Source organism: Thermogemmatispora aurantia (assembly GCF_008974285.1).
GTDB lineage: Bacteria > Chloroflexota > Ktedonobacteria > Ktedonobacterales > Ktedonobacteraceae > Thermogemmatispora > Thermogemmatispora aurantia.
This window is the reverse complement of sequence record NZ_BKZV01000005.1, coordinates 42,698-68,812: the sequence shown is the minus strand read 5'-3', so window position 1 is coordinate 68,812 and position 26,115 is coordinate 42,698. Positions and strand designations below refer to the sequence as shown.

General features: G+C 59.4%; 21 protein-coding genes. 15 read left to right on the top strand and 6 right to left on the bottom strand.

The features are described 5' to 3' along the window. The first annotated feature begins 271 nt into the window (after positions 1 to 271). The 4 genes from KTAU_RS15325 to KTAU_RS15310 all read left to right on the top strand — a co-directional run bounded on the left by KTAU_RS15325 (position 272) and on the right by KTAU_RS15310 (position 3,112). Entirely contained in the window at positions 272 to 838 is a 567-nt protein-coding gene (locus KTAU_RS15325; protein ID WP_112430430.1) for a ribonuclease FAU-1 family protein, read from the top strand. An 86-nt stretch (positions 839 to 924) separates the two neighbouring features. Then, the gene (locus tag KTAU_RS15320; protein ID WP_151729214.1) at positions 925 to 1,215 is read left to right on the top strand and encodes a hypothetical protein; all 291 of its coding nucleotides are present in this window, start codon (positions 925 to 927) and stop codon (positions 1,213 to 1,215) included. 473 nt (positions 1,216 to 1,688) lie between these two features. Then, positions 1,689 to 2,111: an aspartate 1-decarboxylase gene (gene panD, locus KTAU_RS15315; protein ID WP_151729213.1), complete on the top strand. Its 423-nt coding sequence runs from the start codon at positions 1,689 to 1,691 to the stop codon at positions 2,109 to 2,111. A gap of 317 nt (positions 2,112 to 2,428) precedes the next feature. Beyond that, positions 2,429 to 3,112, top strand: a complete 684-nt coding sequence (locus tag KTAU_RS15310) for a regulatory protein RecX (RefSeq protein WP_151729212.1) — start codon at positions 2,429 to 2,431, stop codon at positions 3,110 to 3,112. On the opposite strand, the gene KTAU_RS15305 is transcribed toward KTAU_RS15310, so the two are convergent. The 3 genes from KTAU_RS15305 to KTAU_RS15295 all read right to left on the bottom strand — a co-directional run bounded on the left by KTAU_RS15305 (position 3,102) and on the right by KTAU_RS15295 (position 8,096). Further along, positions 3,102 to 5,294 carry a serine/threonine-protein kinase gene (locus tag KTAU_RS15305; protein WP_151729211.1) on the bottom strand — a complete coding sequence of 731 codons (2,193 nt, stop codon included), beginning with the start codon at positions 5,292 to 5,294 and terminating at the stop codon, positions 3,102 to 3,104. The genes KTAU_RS15310 and KTAU_RS15305 overlap by 11 nt on opposite strands. A 142-nt stretch (positions 5,295 to 5,436) precedes the next feature. Continuing rightward, positions 5,437 to 7,230: a PrsW family glutamic-type intramembrane protease gene (locus tag KTAU_RS15300; protein WP_151729210.1), complete on the bottom strand. Its 1,794-nt coding sequence runs from the start codon at positions 7,228 to 7,230 to the stop codon at positions 5,437 to 5,439. Between the two features lie 149 nt (positions 7,231 to 7,379). After that, complete coding sequence (locus tag KTAU_RS15295) at positions 7,380 to 8,096, bottom strand: tryptophan 2,3-dioxygenase family protein (RefSeq protein WP_151729209.1); 717 nt, start codon at positions 8,094 to 8,096, stop codon at positions 7,380 to 7,382. 283 nt (positions 8,097 to 8,379) lie between these two features. On the opposite strand from KTAU_RS15295, the gene cmk reads away from it, so the two are divergent. Both cmk and KTAU_RS15285 read left to right on the top strand, forming a co-directional pair. Continuing rightward, entirely contained in the window at positions 8,380 to 9,063 is a 684-nt protein-coding gene (gene cmk, locus KTAU_RS15290) for a (d)CMP kinase (protein ID WP_151729208.1), read from the top strand. Continuing rightward, the gene (locus KTAU_RS15285) at positions 9,060 to 9,863 is read left to right on the top strand and encodes a lysophospholipid acyltransferase family protein (protein WP_151729207.1); all 804 of its coding nucleotides are present in this window, start codon (positions 9,060 to 9,062) and stop codon (positions 9,861 to 9,863) included. Before cmk ends, KTAU_RS15285 begins: the two co-directional genes overlap by 4 nt. A 153-nt stretch (positions 9,864 to 10,016) precedes the next feature. Here KTAU_RS15285 and KTAU_RS15280 read toward each other — a convergent pair whose 3' ends face one another. Continuing rightward, positions 10,017 to 11,264 (bottom strand): glycosyltransferase, encoded by a 1,248-nt coding sequence (locus tag KTAU_RS15280; RefSeq protein ID WP_151729206.1) that lies wholly within the window; start codon positions 11,262 to 11,264, stop codon positions 10,017 to 10,019. A 977-nt stretch (positions 11,265 to 12,241) separates the two neighbouring features. Between KTAU_RS15280 and KTAU_RS15275 the strand changes: the two genes are divergently transcribed. The 7 genes from KTAU_RS15275 (at position 12,242) to KTAU_RS15245 (ending at position 18,966) form a co-directional block, all read left to right on the top strand. Further along, positions 12,242 to 13,615: a type 1 periplasmic-binding domain-containing protein gene (locus KTAU_RS15275; protein WP_151729205.1), complete on the top strand. Its 1,374-nt coding sequence runs from the start codon at positions 12,242 to 12,244 to the stop codon at positions 13,613 to 13,615. 5 nt (positions 13,616 to 13,620) lie between these two features. Next, positions 13,621 to 14,628: an ARPP-1 family domain-containing protein gene (locus tag KTAU_RS15270; protein ID WP_151729204.1), complete on the top strand. Its 1,008-nt coding sequence runs from the start codon at positions 13,621 to 13,623 to the stop codon at positions 14,626 to 14,628. Positions 14,629 to 14,941: 313 nt separating this feature from the next. Continuing rightward, a complete protein-coding gene (locus tag KTAU_RS15265) occupies positions 14,942 to 15,649 on the top strand; it encodes a chromate transporter (protein ID WP_151729203.1) in 708 nt (235 codons plus the stop codon). Further along, positions 15,646 to 16,182, top strand: coding sequence for a chromate transporter (locus tag KTAU_RS15260; protein ID WP_151729202.1), 537 nt, complete (start codon positions 15,646 to 15,648; stop codon positions 16,180 to 16,182). Before KTAU_RS15265 ends, KTAU_RS15260 begins: the two co-directional genes overlap by 4 nt. A 559-nt stretch (positions 16,183 to 16,741) precedes the next feature. After that, the gene (locus KTAU_RS15255) at positions 16,742 to 17,365 is read left to right on the top strand and encodes a superoxide dismutase (protein WP_112430401.1); all 624 of its coding nucleotides are present in this window, start codon (positions 16,742 to 16,744) and stop codon (positions 17,363 to 17,365) included. A 399-nt stretch (positions 17,366 to 17,764) separates the two neighbouring features. Then, positions 17,765 to 18,112, top strand: coding sequence for a hypothetical protein (locus tag KTAU_RS15250; RefSeq protein WP_151729201.1), 348 nt, complete (start codon positions 17,765 to 17,767; stop codon positions 18,110 to 18,112). A gap of 89 nt (positions 18,113 to 18,201) precedes the next feature. After that, entirely contained in the window at positions 18,202 to 18,966 is a 765-nt protein-coding gene (locus KTAU_RS15245; RefSeq protein WP_151729200.1) for a hypothetical protein, read from the top strand. Between the two features lie 172 nt (positions 18,967 to 19,138). Here the strand turns inward: KTAU_RS15245 and KTAU_RS15240 are convergent, their stop codons facing one another. Next, complete coding sequence (locus KTAU_RS15240; protein WP_151729199.1) at positions 19,139 to 19,942, bottom strand: type III pantothenate kinase; 804 nt, start codon at positions 19,940 to 19,942, stop codon at positions 19,139 to 19,141. A gap of 120 nt (positions 19,943 to 20,062) precedes the next feature. Further along, positions 20,063 to 20,734 (bottom strand): hypothetical protein, encoded by a 672-nt coding sequence (locus KTAU_RS15235; protein ID WP_151729198.1) that lies wholly within the window; start codon positions 20,732 to 20,734, stop codon positions 20,063 to 20,065. Between the two features lie 423 nt (positions 20,735 to 21,157). Here KTAU_RS15235 and KTAU_RS15230 point away from each other — a divergent pair, with 423 nt between their 5' ends. Beyond that, positions 21,158 to 24,955: a UvrD-helicase domain-containing protein gene (locus tag KTAU_RS15230; RefSeq protein ID WP_151729197.1), complete on the top strand. Its 3,798-nt coding sequence runs from the start codon at positions 21,158 to 21,160 to the stop codon at positions 24,953 to 24,955. Between the two features lie 320 nt (positions 24,956 to 25,275). After that, positions 25,276 to 25,971 carry a DUF8166 family protein gene (locus KTAU_RS15225; protein WP_151729196.1) on the top strand — a complete coding sequence of 232 codons (696 nt, stop codon included), beginning with the start codon at positions 25,276 to 25,278 and terminating at the stop codon, positions 25,969 to 25,971. The last annotated feature ends 144 nt before the right edge of the window (positions 25,972 to 26,115 follow it).

The window sequence follows — 26,115 nt, the reverse complement described above, 5'->3', positions numbered from 1 at the left end:
GTCATTCTCACTTACTAGCTTACTAGGGCTGGAACACGGCCTGCCGCCTCTCTCCTCTCGGGCCTTGCTTTCGAAGTGCGATGGAGATAAGGCAGGCCCAGCCCCAGGTGCTGCCTGTCCATTATATCACTGCCTCGTGGCGCGACAGCGGTGTTTGCGCTGGAACCCGCTCGCGAGGGCTGCCTCTGGCATGGCAGGCTACTCTTCGCTATAATGTAGTCTGAAGGCTGCGAAGCATGGGTCGATTCTTTCTGTAGGATGCTCGTCAGACATGTTACTTGAAGTTGAAATACAGAAGATGCTCGTGGATGGCAGTGAGTGGGGGGCATGGAAAGGCTACCAGCTTCCGCTGAGTGACGAGTACGTCTCGATCTGGACCCCGGTCGGCACCCCAATGCACTGGCGGCCAGGAACCTGGATTCTAGAGCGGCATTCGCTAACCTACTTCTGGCCCCATGCCTGGTATACCATTCATATCGGCTATGACCAGCAGGACGGGCACTTTGTGAGCGGCTACTGCGATGTGGTGCTGCCGACCGATCCCTATACGAGTACCTCTCAACGGCTGATCTATGTGGACCTCTATGTTGATGTGGTGATTCGTGAGGATTTCAGCGTCTATACCAAAGACCAGGAGGTCTTCGATCGAGCCGCTCAGCGCTATCCACTGGTTGAGCAGGTGCGCCAGCGCTCATTCGAGGTGCTGGCCTGGCTGGAGGAGCAGGCCAGGCAATGGAGCGGCCCCTTCGCGGTGGTCCCGCGCCGGCTGCCGCTGGTGAACTGGGAACAGTTGAGCGTCGAGGAGATGCGTGCGGCCTGGCGCGCCGCTCTTCAGTAGGCAACGCAGGCTGACCGTCTGGCTGGGCAACTAGCTCACGGCACAGATCACGAGTTGATCATGAGTGAGAAGGAAGGTGGCTGCGGATGCTCTCTGATGAGTTGCGTCAGGCCTTGCTGACGCATGGTATCAGCGCCTGTGATGAGGTGACTTTGCGCCAGACGCTGGAAACTTATGTCCCAACCTATACGCTGATCCGTCTGGCTCCCTGGCCTGCACGTCGCTGGAAATGTCGCTATCGACTCTTAATGCACGATCAGATCTACGATGCGCAAAGCGTCGCTGAGGCTTATGCCCGCGGCTTGCTGGCTGTGCTTGAAGGTCGCTCTCAACCAGAGCCGGAAACGCAATCGCCGTTGGCTCCCCAGGATGGGTGAGTCGCGACTGGCTGTGGCTCTGCAGGTGTCTGGTCTGGCTGGTTGGCTGGCGAGAGCACTGCCTTGCTGAAGCGAATCAATCGTCTGCTTCCGCTACCTCTCCCCGCCCAAAAGGCGAGTGAGCGCTCGGGCAGTGTTCCCTGGCCGGGCTTCGATCGTTTAGAAACAATGAGGGCGCTCCGCCTCTCTGGCGCCTTGACCGTCCGATCTGGCTACCAGCTACTCGATTGATGGGACCTTATGTATACTGGCGATAAGAGGGGGTGGCAAGGGCTTGCGTCTGGCTGGCTCAACCGTTGGCTGAATCGATGGGCAGTCAGCCGAGCAGCAAGCTGCAGAATACTAGGGCAGGGTCCTGGCCCGATGTTTCTCTGTGGCTCTGGCCTGGTAAGAAGCTGTCTGCTTGCTATAGGGGTCGGACGTGCTTAGCACCAGAGCAAACCTATCTGCATAGAGAGAAAGAGGTGTTCTGTATGCTGCGTACGATGTGCAAATCAAAGATCCATCGTGCCACAGTCACAATGGCTGATCTCAACTATGTCGGGAGCATCACTATTGATCAGGATCTATTGGAAGCTGCTAACATCTATCCTTATGAAAAGGTTCAGGTTGTCAATGTGACCAATGGCTCGCGCCTGGAGACCTATGCTATTCCCGGTGAGCGCGGCTCGGGGGTCATCTGCTTGAACGGCGCGGCTGCTCGTCTGAATGCCGTCGGCGATATTGTGATCGTGATGAGCTATGCGCACTTTACCGAGGAAGAAATCCGCTCGCTCAAGCCGCGCGTTGTCCTGGTCAATGAGCAGAACCAGATTACCGAGTTGCGTGAAGTTCCTCTGATCGAACTGCTGCCCGAGGCCGTGGCCGAAGAGACCTACGCGGAGGCCGCTCGCTAAACGCAGCGCAGTAATTCATGTCATGTAACCGCCCGGTTACATGAATTACTGCTTACGTAGGGTCTATCGAACGTTCGTAAGATTTCCCCTCGCCATACCAATCCTCTCTCAGATCCCAGCAGTTGTGACCCGTTGTTCCGATACCTGCCATAGACGTAATCCTGTTCTCCTCAGCTCATTGCCGCTCGCTTCCTGGCTGGGGCCAGCTGCGTGTATCGCCTCAGCGTACCCGGGTCACATAGCAGGCGCGCCGGAAGCGCGCGTAAGCTGCCGACTGTGACATTGCAGCATCCTCAGCGACGTGCTATAGTAGATCTATGCAGATTACCGCAATAGAGCCACAGGCGAATAAAAACGAGCAGGTGAACCTCTTTGTCGACGGTCAGCGTCTGCTTACGGTCAATGTCCTGGTAGTCGAACGCCTGGGTCTGGCTGTTGGTCAGGAGCTAAGCCCGGAGCTGCTGGCCCGGCTCCGACGAGAGGCCGCCCTACAGCAGGCTCTCGATCGGGCCTTAAACTATCTCTCTTTTCGTCCGCGCAGTCGCCAGGAAGTGCATCACTACTTGCGAAGGAGGGGAGTCGCTCCCGATCTGATCGAGGCGGTGCTGGAGCGGCTCACCGAGCTGGGTTTAGTCGACGATCGAGCCTTCGCGACCTTCTGGGTAGAATCGCGCGAGCGTTTCCATCCCGAGGGAGCCAGGGCCTTACAGAGCGAGCTGCGAGCACGGGGTGTAGCGCCCGAAATTGCTGCCGAGGTGGTGAAGCAGGAAGATGATGAAGAGCGAGCCTTACAGGCTGGGCGCAAGAAGGTGCGAGTGCTCTTGCGCGGCGGAGCCGCGAGGAATTATGAGGCCTTTCGCAATCAGTTGGGGGCCTTTCTTCTGCGCCGGGGTTTCAGCTACGAGACGGCCAAGCGGGTCGTCCGTCAGCTCTGGCATGAGAGCCGTGCCAGCGCCGCGGACGTCGACCCCGCTGATCCCACCGATGAGCCTATGGATTAGGAGAAGCGTGGACCGTTGGTGAGGCTGTGGCTGTGGCCGTCGCCGACGCCGAGCTGGAACCACTGGCCGAGGGCAGCTGGACATTGGGCAGGTTCGTGGGATTCACCGGAATGATCTGGATGCGTTGCGGATCATCTGGCAGCACATCATTGTTACCACCGGTAAGGTGAATGCTGACCGAAGCCGGATCGACACCCGGCAGCTTCTGCAGATACGTGCGTGCCTGACCGACCTTCAAGCCTTTGACATGGCTCTTCATGCTCTCCAACTCATCCTGAGAGAAAAGGTACTGCGCTAAGGCGGCGGCGGGCACCGTGAGCGTAGCGGTCCCCTGGTTATCGACGCTCTGCACCTTCACTTTGCCGATCTGGGTGGTCTTCAGCTGGGCATGGGCACCCAGTTGCTGCTGAGCCTGTCGCCCTAACAATTGCAACACGAGTGAGCGCACATCTCCCAGGAGAAAGTACTCGACGCTGCCCTGCTCGGTCAGGGTAACAGTCACGGTACTGCTTTCAACCCCAATCGGTGGATCGGTCTTCTCGTCCACATCGGAGAAGACGATGTCTCCCACCTGCTGTGCATTTTGCTGCTGGAGCTGACGCTGCAGATCTTGCGAGATCTGATTGACTAGAATCTGCTTCGCCTGGTTGGCCAACCTGATCTGATCGACGATATCGACCGATTGTTTGCAGTCGAGAACCAGTAAGGTGCACTTACGGCCTGTGGTAGCACCCTGCTGAGAAAGCGTCTTGCTTTCGCTGAGCACTCTCGCCGGGACGGTTTTGCCCGCCGCGTCAACCTGTTTGGTCTGAAGGCTGGCGGTGATCGTAAAGACCTGGGAGAGTGCGGCGGCGCGAGGTGTGATATTGATCGCGGCAGTCGACAGGCCGGGCGCTTCCAGAAAGAGCAGGCCGCCGATGAGCAAGAGCACCAGGGCGATGGTCACAAAGATTAGGGCCAGCAAAGGATTCTTACGCCGGCGGGGGGGACGACTGCCGAACCTGCCGCCTGGAGAGCTGGCACCGCCAAGGACTTCACGTCCCAGGTCCATCGTCGGCGCATCGTAGTCCTCCTGCGCAAAGCCACCCTGTCCTGAGATGGAAAAGGGCGGTCGCCCCGTGGAACGAAACGGTGGCCGTGCAGAAGGAGTATAGGAAGACTGATCGGAGGCATCTTCGGAACGCTGCAAGGTCATCACCTCGGGAGGAGTGTGGCCCGGCGAGGCCGGTGGTCGAGAGACAGCACGCTGGGTGGCAGCTGCTTGTTGACGTGAAGCAGGTTGGGCAGTCGCCTGCTGAACTGACTGGTGGTGCTTGCTATCCCCTGCCGCTGCCGCGACAGCCCGATAGGCCTGCTCGAAGGCTGCCAGCAGCTCCTCGGCGCTGCTGAAGCGCTCTTCGGGGCGCTCGGCGGTTGCGCGTTCTACAACGTAGGCCAGCGGCTTGGGGAGTTGGACGCGTGGCTGCTCCTGCGAGGGTAGCTGACCAGTGAGCATCTGGTAGAGAATGACACCGAGAGAATAGATGTCGTTACTGACAGCTGCGACACCCTGCAGACGCTCGGGAGCCATATAGGCCAGCGTGCCTACCTCGTTGCCCGGCAGGGTCAAAGGTGCATCGGCATGCTGCCCCTGGATCGTGGCGATGCCGAAATCGATGAGGCGCACGTAGACCTTGCCATCGTTGTTGCGATCCAACAGCACATTGCTCGGCTTTAGATCGCGATGAATGACGCCCCGTCGGTGGATGTAGGCCACGGCTTGCACCAGAGCAGTGAAAAGCGAGTAGACCTCGGATAACGGAAGAGGACCATGCTGGAGACGCTGGGCCAGTGTTCCCCCTTCAATATAAGGGGTGACGAAGAACAGTCGTCCCTGCTCCTCGCCAAACTCGATCAGTGAGAGAATATGCTCATGCTTCAGGTGGGCGTTCACCTCGGCCTCACGTAGAAAGCGCCGACGCGCGATCGGATCATGCACCAGATCGGGGCGCATGATCTTGATGGCTACCTCACGGCCAAAGGCGGTACGCTGGCGGGCCAGATAGACCTCGCCCATACCGCCCACGTCTATGCGACGCACCAATTCGTAGTTGCCGAAGCGCCGTCGATTGCTCCTACTTTGCTGGCTTCTCTGAGCGTTATTCTCTGGCTCTGGCATAGGAAGACCGAGTTGCTCCCTCATCTCCCACTCCCCTGGCCGCCGCTCCCTGTCTCTATACAGAGAGACGTGTATCCAAGCTAAAACACACACAGAACGTGGCAGGCATCGTCAGGCATCACGCGCCGTGCGGTGAGGATGGCTGCAATGCCTGCCTCTGCCGGTATTATACCCCGACAGCCGCCGGTCGCCCACTGGAAGAATCTGCCGCTCCCGCCGAGGCTGGCGTCGGTTCCTGATAATGTGCACGTAGCCAGCGCACGATCAGTATGAAGAGCACCAGGAAGATGATCGTGAGCAGCAGAATCAACAACTCATCGAGACCAAAGCTGATGAAACCCAGATCTAGCTGCCAGCTCTGGATCGCCGGCCCCACGGGCGCAGGTAGCAATGAGAGCGAGCCGCACGCGTTCCAGAGAGCATGCTGCAGTACCGCGTACAACCAGCAAGCAAAGCCGAGACGCAAGCGTCGCTGCTTGGTGCGGATCAGGTGGTACCAGCCCAGGGCCACCATGCCCGCCCCCAGACCGTGTAACAACCCTGCTCCTGACCGTACCAGAGCCACATGGGCCCAGTCGCTATAACCCATGCTGATATAGCCAATGGTCTCAACCAGGTCAAAGCCGATGCCGGCGCTCATTCCCAGGATGAAAGCCTCGATCCCGCTGGTGAGGCGCCCACTGAGCAAAGCTACGCCCAGCGGTTTTACCGTCTCTTCCACCAGTGGTGCTACCACCACCGCCAGAACGATGAGAAGCGTCTTCGTTCCTGCCTGACAGACAGGGTTCGATGGATCGTTCAAGCAGGCTGGGTTAAAGCTAGGACCTGTTGCCGCGAGGAGCAGCGTTGCCGATAGCTCCAGCAGTGAGGCAAAGAGAATGCCCATTGTCGCCCCACTGGTCAGGGCAAGCGTGAAGCGTCGCCAGGTAGTCGACCAGCGAGCCTGGCGCAGGAGATGCAGGCCCAGCGTGAGGAGAGTCAGGGCGGGAAAGATGGCCGTGAGGAAGATCAGGACGGTGGTCACCGGTAGAAATGCAACAGCCTGGTGGGTGGCCTGCAGAACCAGCCCGATGGCGAGCGTGACCACGTAGCCGATCAGAAAGATCCAAAACGGCGGCATCTTCAGGACATGGCTCGGCTTGCCCAACAGTGAGCGGATGCTGTGGTAGAGACAGAAACCGCCGCCGATCAGGCCGGCGCAGGTATAGACCAGCGATTGCACTGTCAGGGGATAAAAGGCCCCTGTTGACCTTGAAGTGCTTGTAACCAGCACCGTAATGCCGGCCAGGACCAGTGATCCCAGTCCGGCCAGCAGGGCAAGCCCTGAGCAGATGAGGCCAATGATCCCCAACGTCACCTGGTAATTGTCTCGTGGGCGCTGGGGAGCAGCGGCGGCGCCAGGCTGCCAGTGGGCGGAATAACCGGGCCAGGCTGGCCAGGCCGGGTAGCCTGGATAGGACGGGTAGCCTGGGTAGGGCGGGTAGCCTGGATACCAATAGCCTGGGCCTGGCCAGGTCGGCACCGGCGGCACACCAGCGTAGTTCGCATAGGGTGGGTAGCCCGGATAAAAAGGATAGGAGGGCGATCCACCGTAGGCTGGCGAGTAAGTGTACCCCGGCGTGGCTGGCGGCATCGGAGACGCTGGCGGTAAGGGCCAGGCGCCCCATCCTGGTCCCCTACCGCCAGGGAGCATCGGACCCGGGCCAGCATGCTCCCAATAAGTGAACTGCGCCGGGCCAGGGGCCATGTCATTGGCGGCCTGGCTCGCCGGGGGGACCCCCTGTTCTCTTGGAGCAGCAGACTGCCCTCTCTCGGCAGACGGAGCGGCCCCGGTCGCTAACGGCGTCTCCCCACTCGGCGGCTGCTGATCCGCTCTCTGCTCCCTCTGTGGGGGCGGCGGCTGCAGCTGAGCCCGCGTCTCTTCAGACGCCTGTGTGACTTTCTCGTGTTCTGAACTCACTGTCAATATGCCTTTTCCAGGACCTTCTACTGTTGAACGATTGATTGCTAGACTCGTTCAAAGCATATGACAAATGACGAAAAATGTGAAGAGCCAAAATCCGGTGCTTATGCCAGACCTGCCAGAAAGGAACGCTTTCTTCCATCGAGCTAGATCTGGCCGTCTTCCTGAGCGAGCGTACTCAGGCGATCACGTATCTCCCATAGCTCGGGATAGAGCATATCATGAATAGTACGTTCGAGAAGGGGCATAGGTGTGCCGCCAGTGCCAGTTGTCGCCGCGCCTATCATGCGCTCGGCAAGCTTATAGTGCCGGAAGCGGAAAGTCTGCATCACCTCATCGTAATCGATGAGGGCCTCAGCGAAAGCATGCAACAAAGGATAGCGCCCGGCCTGAAGATAGATATCGCTGAGCGAAGCGCCGGCGGTGGCCAGCAGGGTGCGGAAATCATCCCAGAGCAGTGGCGAGAGACGCTGCAGCTCACGATATCCTGGCGAATCGCTCCCCGCGCCGCCGGCCAGCAGCTTGCGAAAAGCATGAAAGTCCCAGGGAGACATCGTTTCGAGCATGCGCATATTCTCCAGTAGCAGGTACTGGATGCGAATCACGCGCTGCAGCAAGCGCAGAGCCTCGCTGAGATTAGCCTCCTTAAGCAGGCGGCTGATGCTGCGCAACTCGAAGGCTGTTTCCTTCCACCATAGCTCGAACACCTGATGAACGATCTGAAATTGCAATTCATCGTGATGGGCCAGCTCCTCCTCTGACTTCTGCAGAGATAACAATTCAGGCAGCCGCAGATAGCGGGCATAGACGCTCTCGCCGCGCGTGGGGCGCTGCACCTCAACGTGTTCGGATCGCTTGCTCATCGTGGCAACCTCCTTCACTGGAATGGGGGAAGGCCGGCGTCAATGCCGTCCCTCTCTTGCTGACTGCTCCCTCTAATCAGGTAGACAGCCTTTGTCATAAGAAGCATACCATTTCTGACGAAAGAACGCTCCACTGCAATGAACGAAGGCCAAAGCTCAAAGAAGGGCAATGGTGGAGCTGAGCCAGAGGGAGACAGGAAAGTCAAGGAGGGCCTGCCTTGCCGGGGAGCTATGGTATAATCTTAGCGACATTTGCAAGCCGACCGAAAGGCGCGGAAATCACATGGAGCAGGCGGAACGCATTGCCATTGATGGGCCAGCCGGCGCGGGTAAGAGCACGGTAGGAGAGCGCTTAGCGCGCTGTCTGGGCTATCTCTATATTGACACCGGGGCTATGTATCGGGCATTGACCTGGCTGGCCCTCCAGCGAGGTCTTGACCCACACGATGGGGAGGCCCTTGGACGCCTGGCGCGCGAGGCCAGCATCGTCATCGGCTATCCTCATATTGACGACGGACGTCAGTACACAGTGACCGTCAACGGCGAAGACGTCACCTGGGCTATTCGCAGTCCTGAAGTAACCCGCACCGTCTCGCTGGTCTCTTCTCATCCCGAAGTTCGCAGAGTCCTGATCGAAGCGCAGCGCGCGCTGGCCCGCGCTGGTCGCGTCGTCATGGTAGGGCGAGATATCGGCGCCGTTGTCCTGCCCGACGCTGAACTGAAGATCTATCTGACGGCCAGCCTGGAGGAGCGCGGGCGTCGACGCTATGCCGAGCTGCTTGAGCGCCTGGGCCGTGATCACCCAGCCCTCCCCTCGTTTGAGGAAGTGCTCGCCGACATTCGACGCCGCGATGAGATTGACCGCGATAACATGCAGCCGGCGCCCGATGCCATTGTCATCGAGACCGATCATCTCAGCGTAGCGCAAGTTCTAGAACGCATCTGTCACATTCGGGGAAAGCGATGAAACAGGAAGTCAGCCTCTCCTCCGAGCAGGAACAGCCGGAGAACCGGCCACCGCTGAAGCGCACGGCCTCCAGCCGGCGTGAAAAAGACCTCTATCAACCCTACGAGACACCAACGCTGATCTATGAGATCCTGCGAGTGCTGGCCGTGCTACTGCTGGCCGTGATCGCACGCATGCGCCCGCGTGGTCGTCACCACATTCCGCGTCAGGGCCCCTATATTGTCGCCTCCAATCACCTCGCCTGGACCGACATCCCCCTCATTCCCATCTACTTGCCCCAGAAGGTTGTCTACATGGCCAAAGAAGAGGTCTTCCAGGGGCGTTTGCGCTGGCTGGCGCGTTTCCTTGGCGCCTTCCCTGTGCGCCGTGGCGAGGGAGATCGTCAGGCTCTGCGAGCAGCAGAGACCGTGCTGAAAGCTGGGCGTGTGCTGGTGATCTTCCCCGAGGGCACACGCAGCCGCTCACGCACGCTGGCCCGCGCTCATGCTGGCCTGGGGATGATTGCTCTGCGCACCGGGGTGCCGGTTCTGCCCGTCGCTATCTGGGGAAGCGAGGACCTCTTCAAGAAGTTCCGTCCCGAAATCCATATTGTCTATGGTGAGCCGCTGCTCTTTAAGCCACAAGGCCCCAAAATCACTCGCGAGGAGATCGAAGAGGCCACCGAGCGCGTCATGCACAGCATCGCCGCACTCTTGCCAGCCTCCTACCGCGGCGTCTACGCCGACAGGCTCCCTCCTTTGGGCAGAGAGCAAAGAGGGCAAGAAAAGGCAGAAGAGCTGGTTGGTGGTAGTGATGAGTAACCTGGAAAGGGAAGGTCAATAGAGTGATAAGAGGTGATAGGAGTAAGAAAGGTAGGAAGGCTAGAAGCTGGCTGTCGTCTCTGATTGGCAGCCTAGGGGGCCAGGCTGCCAATCAGAAGCAGAAGCGGCAGGGCAGCGATCTGGACTCAGGACTCAGGCGCTAGCGACCAGTTGCCGGACGCGCAGAAGAGCTGCCAGGTAGTCACGCAGCATCATGGGGAGCAGGAAACGCTCCTGAACACTGCGATGGGCAGCCTCACCCATCTGGCGCCGCAGCTCGCGCTCCTCTAGCAAACGCAGTGTATAGCTTGCTGCGCTCTCGGCATCATCGGCAAGGAAGCCGTCATATCCATGCGTGATCTGGTAGCGTACCCCAGTCGCCGAGGTCCCCACTACCGGCTGATACTTCCACATCGCCTCAGTCACTGTCAGGCCAAACCCCTCACGACTGGAGCGCTGCAGGATCACCTGCGAAAAGCGCTGAAAGGCATTGACTACCGGGGCGGTCAGCTGAGCCGGGTCCCAAAGCAGATGAATATCGGGATCGTCGCCTGCGCACTGTTGCAAATCTGCCAGAATTGCCTGGGCACGGATGTCATCGCTGGCTTCCAGGGCGCCAACAAGCGCCACCTGGACCTCTGGATGGCGCTGCTTCACCAGGCGATAGATCTCGATCACCTGCCACGGGTTCTTCCAGCGCCCGAAGCGCGAGACCTGCGTGATCAGGGGACGGGTAGGGTCAATACCGCTGCCAGCCAGGAGGACCACCCCTTCGCTCTCACTCAGGGGGGCATGGCGCTCGCTAAAGGGATCGATGCCAAGGGTGATCACCGCGGTGCGCTCAGCAGGCAACTGTGGAAAGACCGAGAAAGGCGTATTGAATGTGCACAGCGCATAGGCGTCCAGGAATTGACTGATGTACTGGAGCGCCGCGGGATCAGGCCGGGCAGTATCGATATGGTTGAACCATAGGGCCGGGCGCATGTATGGAAACAGCTGCCCCAAAGGAGCGAGCTGGATATCGTGGACGTAGTAGAGATCAGCGCGTTCATCGACGAGCGGCTGCATGGCGGACCGGAGCGAATCCAGAAACTGACGCTGATCCTGGGGAGTGATCAGACCCGGCTCGCCTCCCTGCAGCATATCAGTCAGCCGCGCCATAAAGGTAGCGGCGAACTCGTCGAGCTGAACCACGCGCCAGGTATGAGGAATGCCTAGCTCCCTGGCCAGCGGCAGTAACACGCGCAGCAATGCAGCCACGCCACCACCCTGTGCCGTCGTATTAATATGTAGAACATGCACACCCTGGAGCGGACGCGCCAGATCGTAAATCTCGGAGAGCAGGGCGTCGCTCACCAGACCTCGAAAGCGTTCCAATCCAGGAGTTGTCACAGTCGTCATGACCCTCTCCTTCGCCTGCAAGCAGGCGAAAAACGTGGCTCTTGTGAATAATTGAGCCAGTAGAAGCTGGCAGCCAGCATATCACAGCTACTTGCTAGCTCGCTGGCTTCCATAGGTGATTACAACTGGGCGGACGATTCCATTCCCGTGGCAGCACCTCTTTTGGCGTGTGTTCTGAGGCAAGGCAGCCGTCTGACAAAGGGTCGTTCTCAAGAGAGCATTTTGGCGATCCCGCGGCCCTCTTCGTGATGAATCTTGTGGCGGACTTCTCTCAAAATGGTGTAGGAAATACTTGACAAACAGCCAGAAGTATGTTATATAGTGCCTGTCAGGAACTTTTTGGATGCAGTGGTTCCTACACGGGACCTGTTGCCTACAAGCACGAGTCTGGATAAGACATCCTGCATTCAAATGACCCCTCCTGCGCCAGCCAAGTCATCTGCGGAAAAAGGTGATTACGCGCTCTATCGCGATGGATTCTGGGACAGCCCAGTCTGGCGGCGCTGTTTCCCCTGAGTAGTCTATTGATTTGATTGCCTGTCCGGCTCCGTCCCTCCTGATGGGACAAGGCAGTTTGCTGTTTTTTGTTGTTCACCATCTTCTACAGGGCGGGAAGCGTATATGTCGATCATACTCAAAGGTATACCGGGTCCAGGAGCTTACCTACAAACAGCATCGGCGGCGGAATATCCGTTTAAGAGGGATGCCTGGAATCGCCTGGTGGGCTACGCTTCCGCCACCTTCCTCTGCAGAAGTCTCCTCTGTATGCATCAGCACTTTCTGCGAGGGCGGCAGGCGTAGCTCCCAAAGCTGTCAGCGCCGGTCGACCCGTGTTCTCTGGTTCCTGTATCCGTCTTTGCCTGCGCGCGCGCGCGTGACCCACCGCGACATGCTGTCGTCGTGATTTGTCCCATTTTGCGCGCTTATTACATTTTCTACTCTTATCGTCATGTATTATTGTGACGGAGAAGCTGCCTATGGACAAGAAGTTGCTCATCGAGTACCTGAATTGCCGCCAGATTCCGCTGACCGGACAGGAGCAGATGGTGACATTGCATCGAAAACTGTGCGAGGCGGCTCCCGAGTTCTACCTGTACCTGCTGGCTGATCCATTTGCAGATCTTTCGCACAAGCGAGAGATGCTTGCCAACCTGATTCGCCTGCCAGCAGCTCACACTGTCACCAGGCAGCGTATAGTTGAGCAGCTGCGCGTGCTGCCAGCTGAGGAGGCTCTGCTGGTTGCCGATGCGATCCGGCAGCGACGCATCAATAATCGGCGTGCACGTGAGATCGGCCTGCAGCTGCTGATCGGTCATGAGCAGTTCCCGCAGCTTGCGGCAGCCCGACGACAGCGGGTCACGCTCTTGTTAAAGCATCTGCTGGGGGAGCGTACGTGGTCTTCGGTCCGGCGCTTCCTGGCGCAGCCGAGCGAGGTCGGAGAGAAGTTCCTGCAACGCGAGCTGTTGCACTACGCGCCCGATCCGGCTATCGCGCGGGAGACACTTTGCTTCCTTGCGGGGGTGCCTTTTGATCCAACCGACCCCACGCTGGCAAAGCGCATAGCCGCGCGGGAGCAGCTAGAGCACGGGGAGGGTCTCCCGCGCGAGACCCTCTTCGGCCTGCGCGGCATCTATCACCGCGATGTACCTGCCAGCCGTGTGCGCTCGCTCTCTGCCTCGACGGTGCGGGGAGAGCGCCAGGATGGACCGCTGACCATGCTCTACCGAGAAGCACTTCATCGGGGGGCGAAGAGTGAGGAGTACTCTGAGGAGTTGTGGCGGCGTACCGAGCAGGCGGTGGCCTCGCTACCGCTGATCGAAGGACGGCTGGCTGTGGTCCTGGATCTGTCGGCCTCGATGGTCTCCTCGGGCGAGCGAGCCTATCATCCGGTGGCCCTGGCGCTGGCCCTGGTACAGCTGCTGCAGCAGCGCGTGACTTCGGTGATGCTCTATCAGGTAGGAGGCAGCGCCCTTGCCAGCGAGGAGCTGCTGCCAGAGCCACGGGGTGTGACCGATCTGGCTAGTGCTTTGTTGGAGGCCGCTCGCACGCAGCCGCAGGCGATTCTGCTAATTACTGACGGCTACGAGAATGTGCGCCCGGGCGACGCGGCCCTGGTCCTGCAGGGCATGCGTCTGCTGGGCCTGGCCATGCCTGTCTATCAGGTGGTGCCGGTTTACTCTCGCTCCGAGCAGCTGCAACAGCGCCACCTGGGCGGCGATTTCCAGCTGTTGCTTGTACATCATGAGCAAGGAGTGCGTGAGGTGCTGACTCGACTCTTCCTCGATTACGCGGCTGAGTCTATCTCTCCGGTTGAGGCGGAACAGGTGCAACAACTCTTGCTTACGAGGTGATAACTATGATGGAGATTCAGGCCAAGCAGGAGGCGGCGGAAACCTCTCCTCTTACGGGGCTGCTGGCCCACCTGGCCCCTGGTCCGCTCGTCTCCTGGGGTATGCTGGAGGTCATCGGCCTTTTCCCGGTCAGCACTGAGCAGGAGCAGAGCCGCACACGCTTTGTTCCTCCTATGCGCTCCCTGGAGGTGGTCGGGTCGCCGCGCTATGGAACGCTCGTGCTGCGCAATCGTGCCAGCGATGGAGTGCTGGTACTGCCCATGCACGTGGCTTTCTTCCAGCCAGGAGTGCAGAATCACGCAACCAGCCGCGTGCTGCTCCTCGATGCCGGCGAGACGCTGACGGCAGACGATTGCTTCTGCATCCAGCAGACCCAGGGCGGCACTCTGCGCCAGGCCCAGCAGCGCTTTTGCATGTTGCCTCTGGAACTGCGCCGCGCGGCTTTCGAGCTGCAGGGCGTCCAGGATTTTGGCCGCCTCTGGACGGCGATTGCGGCCTACTCGCGTCGCTATGGCATCAATTACGGGGGCCATCTGGAGCGCTGGCTGCGCCCCAACTTCGCTCAGTTGCTGCCCTACCGCCACGCGCTGGAGTGGCTACCCACTCAGGTTGGCGCGGCTTTCTTCCTGGCTGGCATGCTGGTCGGGGTCGAGGTGGCTCCTAATAGCGCTTACTGGGCGGAGTTACTGCCCGTGCTGCTGATCTACTGCTATGGCTCCTCTGCCTTGCTGGCCGAGCGTCAGCGCCGTGCTCCAGCGCGTCCAACCTTCAATCTGGAGGACCTGCGCGATCTGGACGATCTCCAGCAGCGTCTTGCTGAGGCGCGTCGCCGCGAGCAGGGGGCACATCTTGCACAGCTTTGCACAGTGGCTTCGCTCCATAAGCAGGCCCGCCCCGCTGAAGAGCATGCCGGCCTGCGTCTGCTCTCGGTCAGCCACGGCGGATGGCTCGGCCAGATGGTCTACGCTGGCTCTGAGATGGTCTATCTGTCGCTGTTCCGCAGCGAGCTGTAAACTGTTTGCTCGCTGCCTTGTACAAGCGTCGGTCTCTCTTCCTTCTCGAAGCCCGGGCACGTTCTCTCCTCGGCTTTCGCCCGGGCTTCCCTTTGCCTGCTCTGCTCTTCTTCCCCTTGTTCCTGGTCGATCATTCATAAAATAGATAATATCAAAGATTTTCTATAATTTAGAAATAATCATGCGACATTAACAAGCTCTATGAGGAGAGCCTGGGGCTGCCGCTGGCTGGCTTATCTCTGAAGCTATGTGCTAGAATGAAGGCTGAGCTGGTTACTGCTGAACTCCTCCTATAGCTTCTCTACACTACCGTATGCTTATGAACAATTTCCACTCAGATCAACAGAAACCATCGACTCAGCCTTTACCTGTCACTGTGGGCACGACGCCTGCTCTCCAGGAGACGAGGGAGCCGCCGCCATCGATCTGGGAGCTGCTGCGTATCTGGGCCTTGATTGGCCTGCAATCCTTCGGCGGTGGCTCCTCGACGCTCTTGCTGATCCAGCGTGAGTTTACTGAACGGCATCGCTGGCTGACTATTGAAGAATTTGCCCGTGACTGGAATCTCTGTATTATGACTCCAGGTATCAATCTGGTGGCGATCACTGTGCTCATTGGGCGCAAGCTCGCTGGAAGCTGGGGCGTTCTCGTCTCGCTGCTGGGTTTGCTGCTGCCGAGCGCGGCGATCACCACCCTCATCGCCGCTGGCTTTCAGGAGATCCAGCACCTGGCCTTTGTCGATGCCATGTTTCGCGGGGTAGTGCCTGCGACAGCTGGGATCATGCTGGTTGTGGCTATCAACTTTGCCCGCCCGCTACTGAAACAGGGCTATCAAGAAGGCTTTGGCATGCTGTTGCTCAGCCTGGCCTTCATTGTTCTGGTAACCCTGGCGCTCATCGTCGGCAAAATCGCTGTGGTGTTCGTCGTGGTGGCCTCCGCTCTCGCTGGTAGACTGCTCTTCGTCCGAGCGCCTTCCCTGGCCATAGCAGAGCAGCAGTCTGATGGGGAGGAGCAGCCATGAAGAATCCTTTCCTCTATTTCTGGCTGTTTCTCAAAGCCTCGCTCTTCTCAACTGGCGGTTTCAGCAATTTTCTCAGCCTGCATCAGGATCTGCTGGCTAACCACTGGGCCGAAGAGAGCGACTTTAGCCAGGCCCTGGTCATTGGCCAGTTGAGTCCTGGACCAAACGGCCTCTGGGTCATTGCTCTGGGCTATCTGACCTATGGCTATCTGGGAGCTGCTCTGGCGCTGCTGGCGATCATGATCCCGCCGTTCGTGGCCCTGATCTGGGAGGCGCTGTATCAACGCCTTGGGGGGCTGCGCTGGGTCGAGGCGCTGATGCGCGGGGTCTCGCTGGCGGTAGTGGGAATCACTGTGGGTAATACCTGGACAATCATCGGCCATAGCGCCAGCGATTGGCGGGCCTGGATCATTGGTGCTGCTGCCTGCCTGCTGGCATTGAGTCGACGTGTGCATGTCTTTCTCATTCTGCTATTGGCTGCTGGAGCCGGCCTGCTACTATACGGAGGTCTGACGCTACCCTGGTGGCACTGAACGCGCTCGCTGGCTGCTGGTGGCGTGACGCTGGCTATGGAGGCGGGCTGAGGTAAGACTGGCCGGCTGACTGTCAAGGCACTGTCCTTTCGTTCAGAGGCGGCCAGCGCTCTTTACGCTATACTAGTACATGAGGCAAGCTTGACCTGGCTTGCCCGTTGGCGTCGCATCTGGCTGGTGGGGAGATGCCAGGACGGGCACAGTCGGCGGACGGTCGACGCTCCTGTGTGGCCTGACGGAAAGGTATGCATCTGCTTGACAATCGCATATCTTATCGAATACAACTAAACAGGAGAGTGCTCTAGTGCTGGCTGACGCGACGCGACGCTCTGGCCGGTCCCTCGACTGCCCCATGTGCTCGGGCACGCGTACCCGTGTACATGCGCATCTGTGTCTGCCCGCTTGCCGGACCTGCTGCCCTGCCGCCGGGTCCGGTTCGCTTTTCTCTCCTTTGCCAGCTAGCGCTAGCGCAGGCGAGTGGAACGAGTCGGGTCAGGGCCAAGCTCGCTCTCTGAAGCGCCATTCTGGCAATCTCTTGGGTGTAAAAAGGAGAAGGTCTATGGCATTTGAACTTCCACCTCTGCCCTATAGCTTCGACGCTCTGGAGCCACATATTGATGCGCAAACGATGCAGATCCATCATGATAAGCATCACGGTACCTATGTTGCTAACCTCAACAGCGCGCTGGAGGGTCATCCTTTCGCCAACCTGCCGGTTGAGGAGGTGCTGAGGCGCATCAATGAGGTGCCAGAGAATGTGCGCACGGCGGTGCGCAATAACGGTGGCGGGCATGCCAATCACAGCATGTTCTGGCGCATCATGAAGCCTAATGGCGGCGGCCAGCCCAGTGGCGATCTGGCGAAGGCGATCGAGCAGACTTTTGGCTCGTTCGAGAACTTCAAGGCTCAGTTCAACGATACCGGACTGAAGCGCTTCGGCTCGGGCTGGGTCTGGCTGGTTCTGGACAAGCAGGGAAAGCTGCAGGTGATCTCGACCGCTAACCAGGATAGCCCCTACATGGATGGCCTCTATCCCGTGATGGGCAACGATGTCTGGGAGCATGCTTACTACCTGAAGTATCAGAACCGTCGCGCCGATTACTTGAATGCCTGGTGGAACGTAGTCAACTGGGAGGAAATCGAGCGCCGCTACGCCGAGGGACTGAGCCAGCAGAAGCAGTAGCCTGGCACGGCGCTTGCTCCCTGTTCCCGCAGCGGAACAAGAGGGAAGGCTGTCAGTTGAGATCTCTCGACTGGCAGCTTCTTTTTTTATTCGCCGCTATCCGCTGCGCTCCGGCCTGCACCTTATAGCCTGACGACGGAGAGTCTGTCGAGCCGAGGAAGCGGACGCTGGCAGCGTTGAGCAAATCTTTGGCTGACCTTGAGCTATTCTTGAGGTTTTTCTGCTACACTACCCTGCGGAGTGAAAAGCTCAGGTGCCTTCATCCGGTGATGGGTCGTCTCACCAGGACGGCACCACAGGCCCTGGCCTGACCTGACGGGCCAGGTTTTCCTGATCCATGCGCAAAGCCATAACTGATCAGATATCAGGCTATTACTGCTATAGAGAATAGGCTAGGCTATGGAGAACGTGAGCAAAAAGTCAACAGCGCCCGGCGTGGGCGCTATCCGCCCACTGCTCAGCCTCGCCTTGCTGCTGACTCTGCTGATGGCAATGCTAGCCCTGACGGCCTGCGCAGGGCATGCTCTGCGCTCGCAAGACCAGACTGCTCCGGCCAGCTCCCAGAGTCAATCGCTACCAGCGAGCACAAGCAATCAGAGCAGCACGCCATCGGCGGGAAGTGGCAGTCCGGCGCAACAGGTGCAGTCGATTGACCAGCAGGTCCAGAGTACGTTGCCGTCTCTGGACCAGGCCCAAAATGACGCTAACTCTAGCGATCAGGGCCAGGATAATGCTCCCCTCCCCTAGGAAGGGGCCTGGCTGATTGGCTGCTAGTACTGTCTTCTGATCATTCCTCTGTCACATATCACTCAAGAAAAGTGTAAGAGGCCAAAGAGATGATAAAACTATTCAAGGGGCTAAAGCGACCCGGTCAGCTGACCCTCTTGACTCTGGTCAGCCTCGTGATGGCGGGCTTTGTAGGCTATCTGGCTCTGCCGGCCATTGCTCAGGCGGCGCCGGCTTCTGGTGGACAGTGCGCTCGCAACGATGTCCAATGCGTCATCAATGTTGGAAATCAGCTCATCACGGCACGCCTGAATGCCTTGAATACACTCAGCAGTCGGGTGACGCAGCAGCAACAGGCTGGACACATCACTGCTGATGCCGCCAGCGCTCTCCAGGCTGACATCGCCACCAACCAGAACGGTCTGAAATCGCTGCAGAGCAAGCTCGACGCCGAGACCTCGGCCCAGGCTGCCCGCCAGGATGTCAGAAACATTTTCTGGCAGTTCCGCATCTATGCGGTTGTACTGCCGCGCGACTATCAGCAACTCCACTTTGATATTGAGCAGAAGCTGGCCAACAGGATGGAGACGGCCAAAGCCGCCATTGAGAAGGCCATCGCCGCTGCTCCCGCCAGCAAGCAGGCCCAGTTGCAGAGCCTCTATAACGATTTCAAAGCTCAGCTCGCAACAGCGGAAGCCCAGTTTGACACTGTGCAGAGCACGCTTCCCACGCTGACCCCGGAGAACTATAACCAGGACCATGCCGCCTACGCCAGTAACCTCGCGAAGGTGCGCAGCGCCGAGAAAACGGCCCATACGGCCCTGCATCAGGCCGCCAGCGATCTGCATCAGATTGCCCAATTGCTGAAGAACTAGTTTCCTTGCAACAAAGTGTGGGAACAGGGTCCATAGCAGCGGAAAGGCGAAGAGGTTCATCCTCTTCGCCTTTCTTGCTCTCTGGGAGCATCTGGCCTGGCTGGTAGGGGCCAGGCGCAGTCTGCCTCTTGGCGGTCAGTTGAAGAAGAGGACAGGCTTATGCTACCTGCCGCTAGCGCTCCCGCTGGCGATAGCCGTTACGCAGACGCTCGTAGGCGATGCGCAGACCCTCCAGGGGGAGGAACTGGTTCACGTATTGAATCTCAGGGATGAGCGGAGCCATAAAATTGGCCAGGCCGCCGTGGGCGATGATCTTTACCCCATTCTGATCGGGCACCTCGGGGATCTCGGCGCGCAGGCGATGGATCAGCCCCTGGACGAGGCCCACATGGCCGTAGATGATGCCAGACTGCATGTTCTCAGTCGTGTTCTTGCCCAGGGCCGAGCGCGGAGGGGTCAGCTCGACGCGGAAGAGGCGCGCGGCGGCATTGCTGAGGGCTTCGGCAGAGATCATCAGCCCTGGAGCAATGGCGCCACCGAGAAAGTCGCCCTGGGCAGAAATCACATCGAAGGTGGCGGCTGTGCTGAAAGAGATCACTATGGCGGGACCACCGTATAGCTCATGAGCGGCGATGGCCGTTACAATGCGGTCTGAACCGACTTCCCACGGGTTATCGACCAGCAGGTGCAGTCCCAAATCCAGCGTGTGATCGACGATGATGGCTTCCTGATGAAAATAGCGCTGGACCAGTTCCTGGAAAACTGGCGTTAACGGCGGCACGACACACGAGAAGATAACGGCGTGCACATCGCCGAAAGCGTGCCCGCTATGGTTCATGAGCGTGCCCAGTAACATCGCGTACTCGTCGGCGGTGCGCTGGCGCACAGTGGAGACGGTCCAGTGATGTTTGAGAGCCTCACTGTTATAGAGGCCAAACTTGATGTTTGTGTTGCTGATATCAATAGCCAGCAGCATAGGGCACTCCTATCGGTGGCCACAAGATGGCGTGGAAAGAACAAAAAGAGGTATATGCATATATGCGCACGGTCGGTCCACGGGCAAGAGGGAAGGCGGCTCGCTCCCTAACCCTGCCGCTCAGGCGATCTGCTGCGCTCTGGCAGCGTATTGTTTCAGTAAGGCGGCGATCAGGAAGGGGTCGCCGTAGGCTGTATCCGTCGTGACAACGACCTCGGTATTGGTGCGTGTGTCAATGAAAGCAAGCGAGGTAGGGGCGCGCGAATTCATCACCTTGCGCCGTTCCTCTGGCGACTGGGTCATACCACGCCCAAAAAGAAAGCCTACCATGTTTTCGCTGGCGCTGCCAAGTTGCTCAAGCTGGTTAGTGGGTGGCGTGCGGTCCGGCTTGGCCCGACCTCTGGCTGTCACATAGCGGACGTTGATCAGGGGAACATGAATGACTTTGCTCCCGCTTTGCTGCACAAAGTCCTCGGGCGTGATGACAATCAGATAATCCTGCGCCCTGATGAGACGACGTACGTCACTGATCAGGCACCAGATGCTGCCAAGACCGATGAAAAGGAGAATACCGAGAAAGATCGTGCTGGCAATTGCCCCGAAGGTACTGTGGTAGTTTTCGGGTACCATGATAGGAAAGATAGCTGCAAATAGGATGAGGCCCAGAGCTGCCCCGAAGAACCAGCCGATGATCGAGAGGATCACTCTGCCACGCTGCAGCGGCAGCACGATCCAGCCATCTGGCTTCTCTTCTCCCGCTCTGGCGCGAGTCAATATTTCGGATGCTTCCATGACCAGGAACCTCCCATAGGTGTCAGGGCGTGTCCGCTCCCTTGCCGCCGCGCTACCCCTGGCCGTCTCGCCCGCCGCGCGCACCAGGTAGGACTAGCCGCCTGCCTGTCTCCCTCAATTATAGCAAAATCAAGGCCACTGCACAGAAGGTTTCTGCCCGGTCTCAGCTGCTGGCCAGCCCTGATTTGGCCGGGCCGGGCCCCTCGACCGCTGACCCTCGCTCGGGCACCTGTCATCTTTCGGCTCTATCGACTCTGCCTCGTCGCTAGTTGGCCACCGCGGACGGGCATGATATAATGCTGCAGAACCTGTGGATCTCCTCTTTCTTCCTCCCTCTGACTCGACCTGTGGTCTCCAAGAGATGGCAGGACGAGAGGAGGGGCGGGAAGCAAAGAACGAGTTGCGGGGAGAGAGGCGCCATCTATGGAACAAGAGACCCGCGCGCTGGCCACGCTGACAGCTCGCTATTTGCGCCAGCGCTATCGCTACGTCAGGCCATCCTGGGAGGCCGAGGCTCTTCCGCTGGATGAGTTGGTCGCCTGGCTTGGGCTGGAGGTCGCTACCTTTCACCCTGCTGATCACCCCCCAGGTACCTATGGCTATCTGGAGCCTGGCGACGATCTGATCTGGATCTGCCGCAATTTGCCAGAGCCACAGCGGCGCTTTACGCTCGCGCATGAACTTGGTCATGTTATCCTCCATCGTCCTTTAACTGAGAAGATGCTCCTCCTACTGCCAGAGCTTGAAAAGATTTTAGAGCTTCTCAAACGAGGACTGGCGGTGCTTGCTGAGGAGGAGCAAGACCAGCTCTCTCTCTGCGGAGAGGAGGAGATCCGTGAGGAGATCGGGGCACTCTCTGACGAGGGGAGTGTCGAGGAGCTGCTCGGCCCTGGTCAGTCCTATAGCCCTCGCAGCCAACGCGAGCTAGCTGCTAATCTCTTTGCTGCCGAGCTGCTGATGCCTCTGGAGGCGGTGCGCACTCTCTATGTGGAGCATGGCCTCCCGCCGGCCTACCTGGCTCACCGCTTCGGGGTCTCACAGGCCGCTATGCTTAACCGTCTGGCTGGGCTACTCAAAGAATATCCTCCTGTCATGGAGCCACAAGTCCAGCCCGACAAGCAACCAGCAGAAGAGCCTCAGCAGCGTCTTGGGCCTGTTCTTTCGTCTGTATCAACATCGACGAGTGCGGGCCGGTCTTACGATGAATTTCAGCAGGCGGCCATTGCTGCGTCCACGCCGGCCCTGGTGATCGCCGGGCCGGGCAGCGGTAAAACCAGCACGCTTATTGGGCGCGCCGAGTATCTGATCCGCTCCTGCGGCGTCGCGCCGCGCTCGATTCTGGCTCTCACCTTTTCGCGCAAAGCCGCTGAAGAAATGCAGGAGCGTCTCAAACAGGCTCTGCGAGTCTCTACTGGACCGAAGAGCGCTGGTTGGGAGCTGCCGACAGTGAGCACCTTTCACGCCTTCTGCGCCGAGTTCCTGCGCCAGTATAGCGAGCTGGCGGGCCTCCGTCCGGACTTTACTCTGGTTGACGATGCCGAGGGCTATTTCCTGCTTCGCAGCCTGACGCCTCGCCTGCCCCTCTATTATTATCACCATCTGACGCAGCCTACGCTCTACTTCCCCGACATTCTCAAGGCCATCTCGCGAGCCAAGGATGAGCTGGTGACCCCTGAGCGCTATCGTCAGCTGGCGGAGCGGATGCTGGAAGAGGCCCAGACCGCCGAGGAGCGCGAGCGGGCGGAGCGCGCCCGCGAAATTGCGGCGGTCTATGCTCTCTATCAAGAGGAGCTGGAGCGGCGTGGCGACATCGACTTTGGCGGCCTGATCATGCTGACAGTACAGCTCCTCGAACGCCACCGTGATCTCCTGCAACAGCTTCAGCATCGCTACCAGCATATCCTTGTCGATGAGTTTCAGGATATCAACCGGGCCAGTGGCGTTCTGCTGCGCCTGTTAGCAGGAGAGGCCCGTCGTGTCTGGGTGGTGGGCGATGCAAATCAGGCCATTTACGGCTTCCGTGGGGCCTCTCCGGCCAACATTGCCCGCTTCCGTGAAGATTATCCGGGGGCGGCAATCCTCTCGCTGAGCCGCAATTATCGCTCGCGCCCCGATATTGTAGCGCTGGCTGAAGCCTTTCGTCTTCAGCGTCTGGAGGCTGGACAATTCAGTGAAGAGGCAGCACTGCGGCGCCACGAAGCTGTACGCCCCTCGCTGCCAGAGCCGTATGTGACGCTGGCGGTGGCCGAGGATGAGGCCGCCGAGCTGGCGGGCCTGGTCGCCGATCTCCAGATGCGCGCTCGCCAGGGATATCGCTACCGCGATCTGGTTGTGCTCTGCCGCACACGCGCTCAGGCCCGGCGCATCTCGCAGGCGCTGGCGACGGCGGGCCTGCCGGTCATAGAGAGCGGGGGCACTCTGGAACAGGAGCACGTTAAGGATGCTCTAGCCCCGCTCCTGCTGCTGGCAGGACCGAACGGTATGGGTCTGCTCCGCGCGTCTCGCTGGCCGGAGCACTCCCTGAGTCAGGCTGATATTGAGGCCCTGCTGTTGGCGGCGCGCGAGCAGCAGGTTGCCCCGGGCCTGCTCGTGCTGCGGGGCGACATTCCCGAGACCCTCAGCGATGCCGGGCGGCGCTCACTGTGCCTGCTCAGCGAGCTGCTGCAGCGCCTGGCCACGGCTCCCGATATCTGGTCTCTGCTCGCTCAATATCTGTTGATCGAAACCGATCAGGTGCGCCGTCTCCTGGCCCGCGACGATGCTCAGGCGCGGGCCATCCTGGCCGACTATGCCCTCTTGCTCCAGTTGGCACGGCGCTATGACCTGCAACAACAGCGCCAGCTGCGCGAGGAACCCGCTCCGGCTGAGAACCGGCCTATCAGCTCACTAGCGGAGGCCGCGCAGACTGGTCCTCTCTATGAACAGGTCCGTGGCTTCCTGGAATATTTACGCGTTCTTCTGCTGCTGCGCCAGGACAACAGCACGCGTCAGCAGAGTCTTGAGGAGAGCCAGGGGGACGAGGCGGATGTGGTGCGAGTTATGACTGTCCACGCCAGCAAAGGCCTGGAATTTCCCGTGATCTATTTGCCTGGGCTGAATCAGCAGCGCTTTCCTGCCATGCGGCGCTATAATCCCGTGCCGCCCCCCGACGGCATGCTCTCCCTCGAAAGCGACGAGGCCGCCCTGCACGAGATCGGCGAGGCCTGCCTCTTCTACGTCGGCATCACACGCGCCCGCGATCATCTCGTTCTCAGCTATAGCCGTCGCCCAGGCAAGCGTGCGGCAAAACCCTCCGTCTTTTTGGAGCCGCTGCTGGCCGGTCTACCACCTGAGCGCCTGATCAGGATAGAGTGGCACGGGCCAGGCCAGGACGGGCCTGCCACGGCTGGCGGAGAAGAGAGGCACAGGGAGTCTGAGGCAGCTCCTCTGAGCCGGCCCGCAGAAGAATTTATCAATGCCATGCGGCCAGAAGTCCTCAATGCCTCTGCTATCGAATGCTATCAGCAATGCCCGCGTAAGTATCTCTACAACTATATCTATCGTTTTCAGCCTCTTCAAGAAGGCTACTCCCTCTTTGTTCAGGCTACGCGCAGGACGCTAGAGACGCTCTATGAGTGGGTTGGGCGAGCGCAGCGGGCCACCGCCGAGGGGCAGCAGGCGGCAACGACCTTGCCAACGCGTGAAGATGTGCATGAACTTTATAACCGCCACTGGCGCGAGCTTGGTGGCCACGAGTCCCCTTTTGCCTCGCTATACGAGCGGCATGGGCGCGAGGTGGCTGAGCAGCTCCATCGCAAGCTGCTGGACAACGCCGAGACTCAGCACTGGCAGCTCTGGCGAGGCTTCACCATTGAGATCGCCGGGCAGACGATTCGCGTCGATGTCGATCGCGTCGAGATGCCGCGGCAGCCAGAGCAACGGGTGCGCTTTGTGCGTACGCGCTTTGGTCGACGCAAGCAGGAGCCGGAACCTGATACGCGAGAATTACTCTATATGCATGCTTATCGCGAACACTATCCCGGGCAGGAGGTCGAGCTGCAGAGCGATAACCTGACCACGGGCGAGATCAAGGCTGTCAAGCTCGGGCAGCGACGCGAGCAGAGTCTGTACGCCAGGCTGGTTGAGAGTCTGGAGCGCCTCAAAGAACACGATTACGCTGCAGCTCCCTCTGACCCGGGTCGTTGTCCAACCTGCCCCTTCTTTCTTATCTGCCCGGCCTGAAGTCTGCTATCCGGCCTCTCCTTGCCGGCTATACCCTCATCCAGCCAAGAAGCCTGTAGTCTGGCCTGAGCCGGTGGAGCCAGAAGGCCGACTTGCCTCCCCCCGCGACACTCAGTATGGTATAATGGCCGCCAGGTGAAAGGGGCCACTGCCGCCCGTCGCTTCCGAGAAGCTGACTCTTTCTTCTGGCTGGAGCGACTACTAAGGGCAAGAGACGCTCTTCAGGAGAAGGTAAATCCAGGCCATTTCTCAAGAGAGAGAAGTAGCAGGTACAATAGATACAGGGCGTGCTCCTCCATGCCCGCACACGAGGCATCGGCATGTTCATAGGAAAGATCGTCAAATCCGACTCGCATATCAATTACGTCTGTCAGATTTATGGCCCACGCGAGGTTGAGGTCGAGCCGGCGCCTGAAGACTACGCCTTCGGACGCTTTGTGCGTATTGCTGTGCGTGCACGCCAGGGCGATGATCCCGAGGCGGAGCTGCATCGCGTGCTGGGTATGAGTACAGAGCCGAGAACCTACGCCGTCGGCGTGATCTACGATACCATCCTGCTCAATCCGAGCTTTGGCTCGCTGGGGCCGCGCCTCTCTAACGAGACTCAGGTTGAGCTATTCTCGCCGGACTACATTGCCGAGCGCGCTGTGCTGATCTATGTCATGGTGCTCGGCATGATGCAGGAGCGAACCACTCCCGAGGGCCAGACTGAGGTCTTCTCCATTATGCATGGCGTTCCTCTGCTCTCGCTGGAGCTGGGCAGCGAGATTGAAACAATGGACGACGAGCAGGTGCGAGCTTTCCACTTTTTCAGCGACCCTGACAGGCCAGATGAGCCGCCCTATCTCCATATGGGCTACCTGCCCCACATCATCGCCCAGCGCAATAGCTTGCTACCGATGGTAGCGCTTTGCATTATCGATCAGCTCGAACGCCTATTTCCTCAGAATCTCTCTCTGCTCTCAATTGTCAAGCGTAATTTCGCCTGGCGTCTCAAAGTTGAAACTACTGGCTAGGCCAGGGCCAGCGCGGGTGGAGGAAGGAAGGAAGAACTGGGCGGGCCAGGCTAGGCCAGGTCTGGCTGCCCCTTGCTCTGTGCTGGCTGGGACTGGTTAGCTCACTGAGGGTGGGGACTGCGGGATCGGGACGGATCTGGGGCG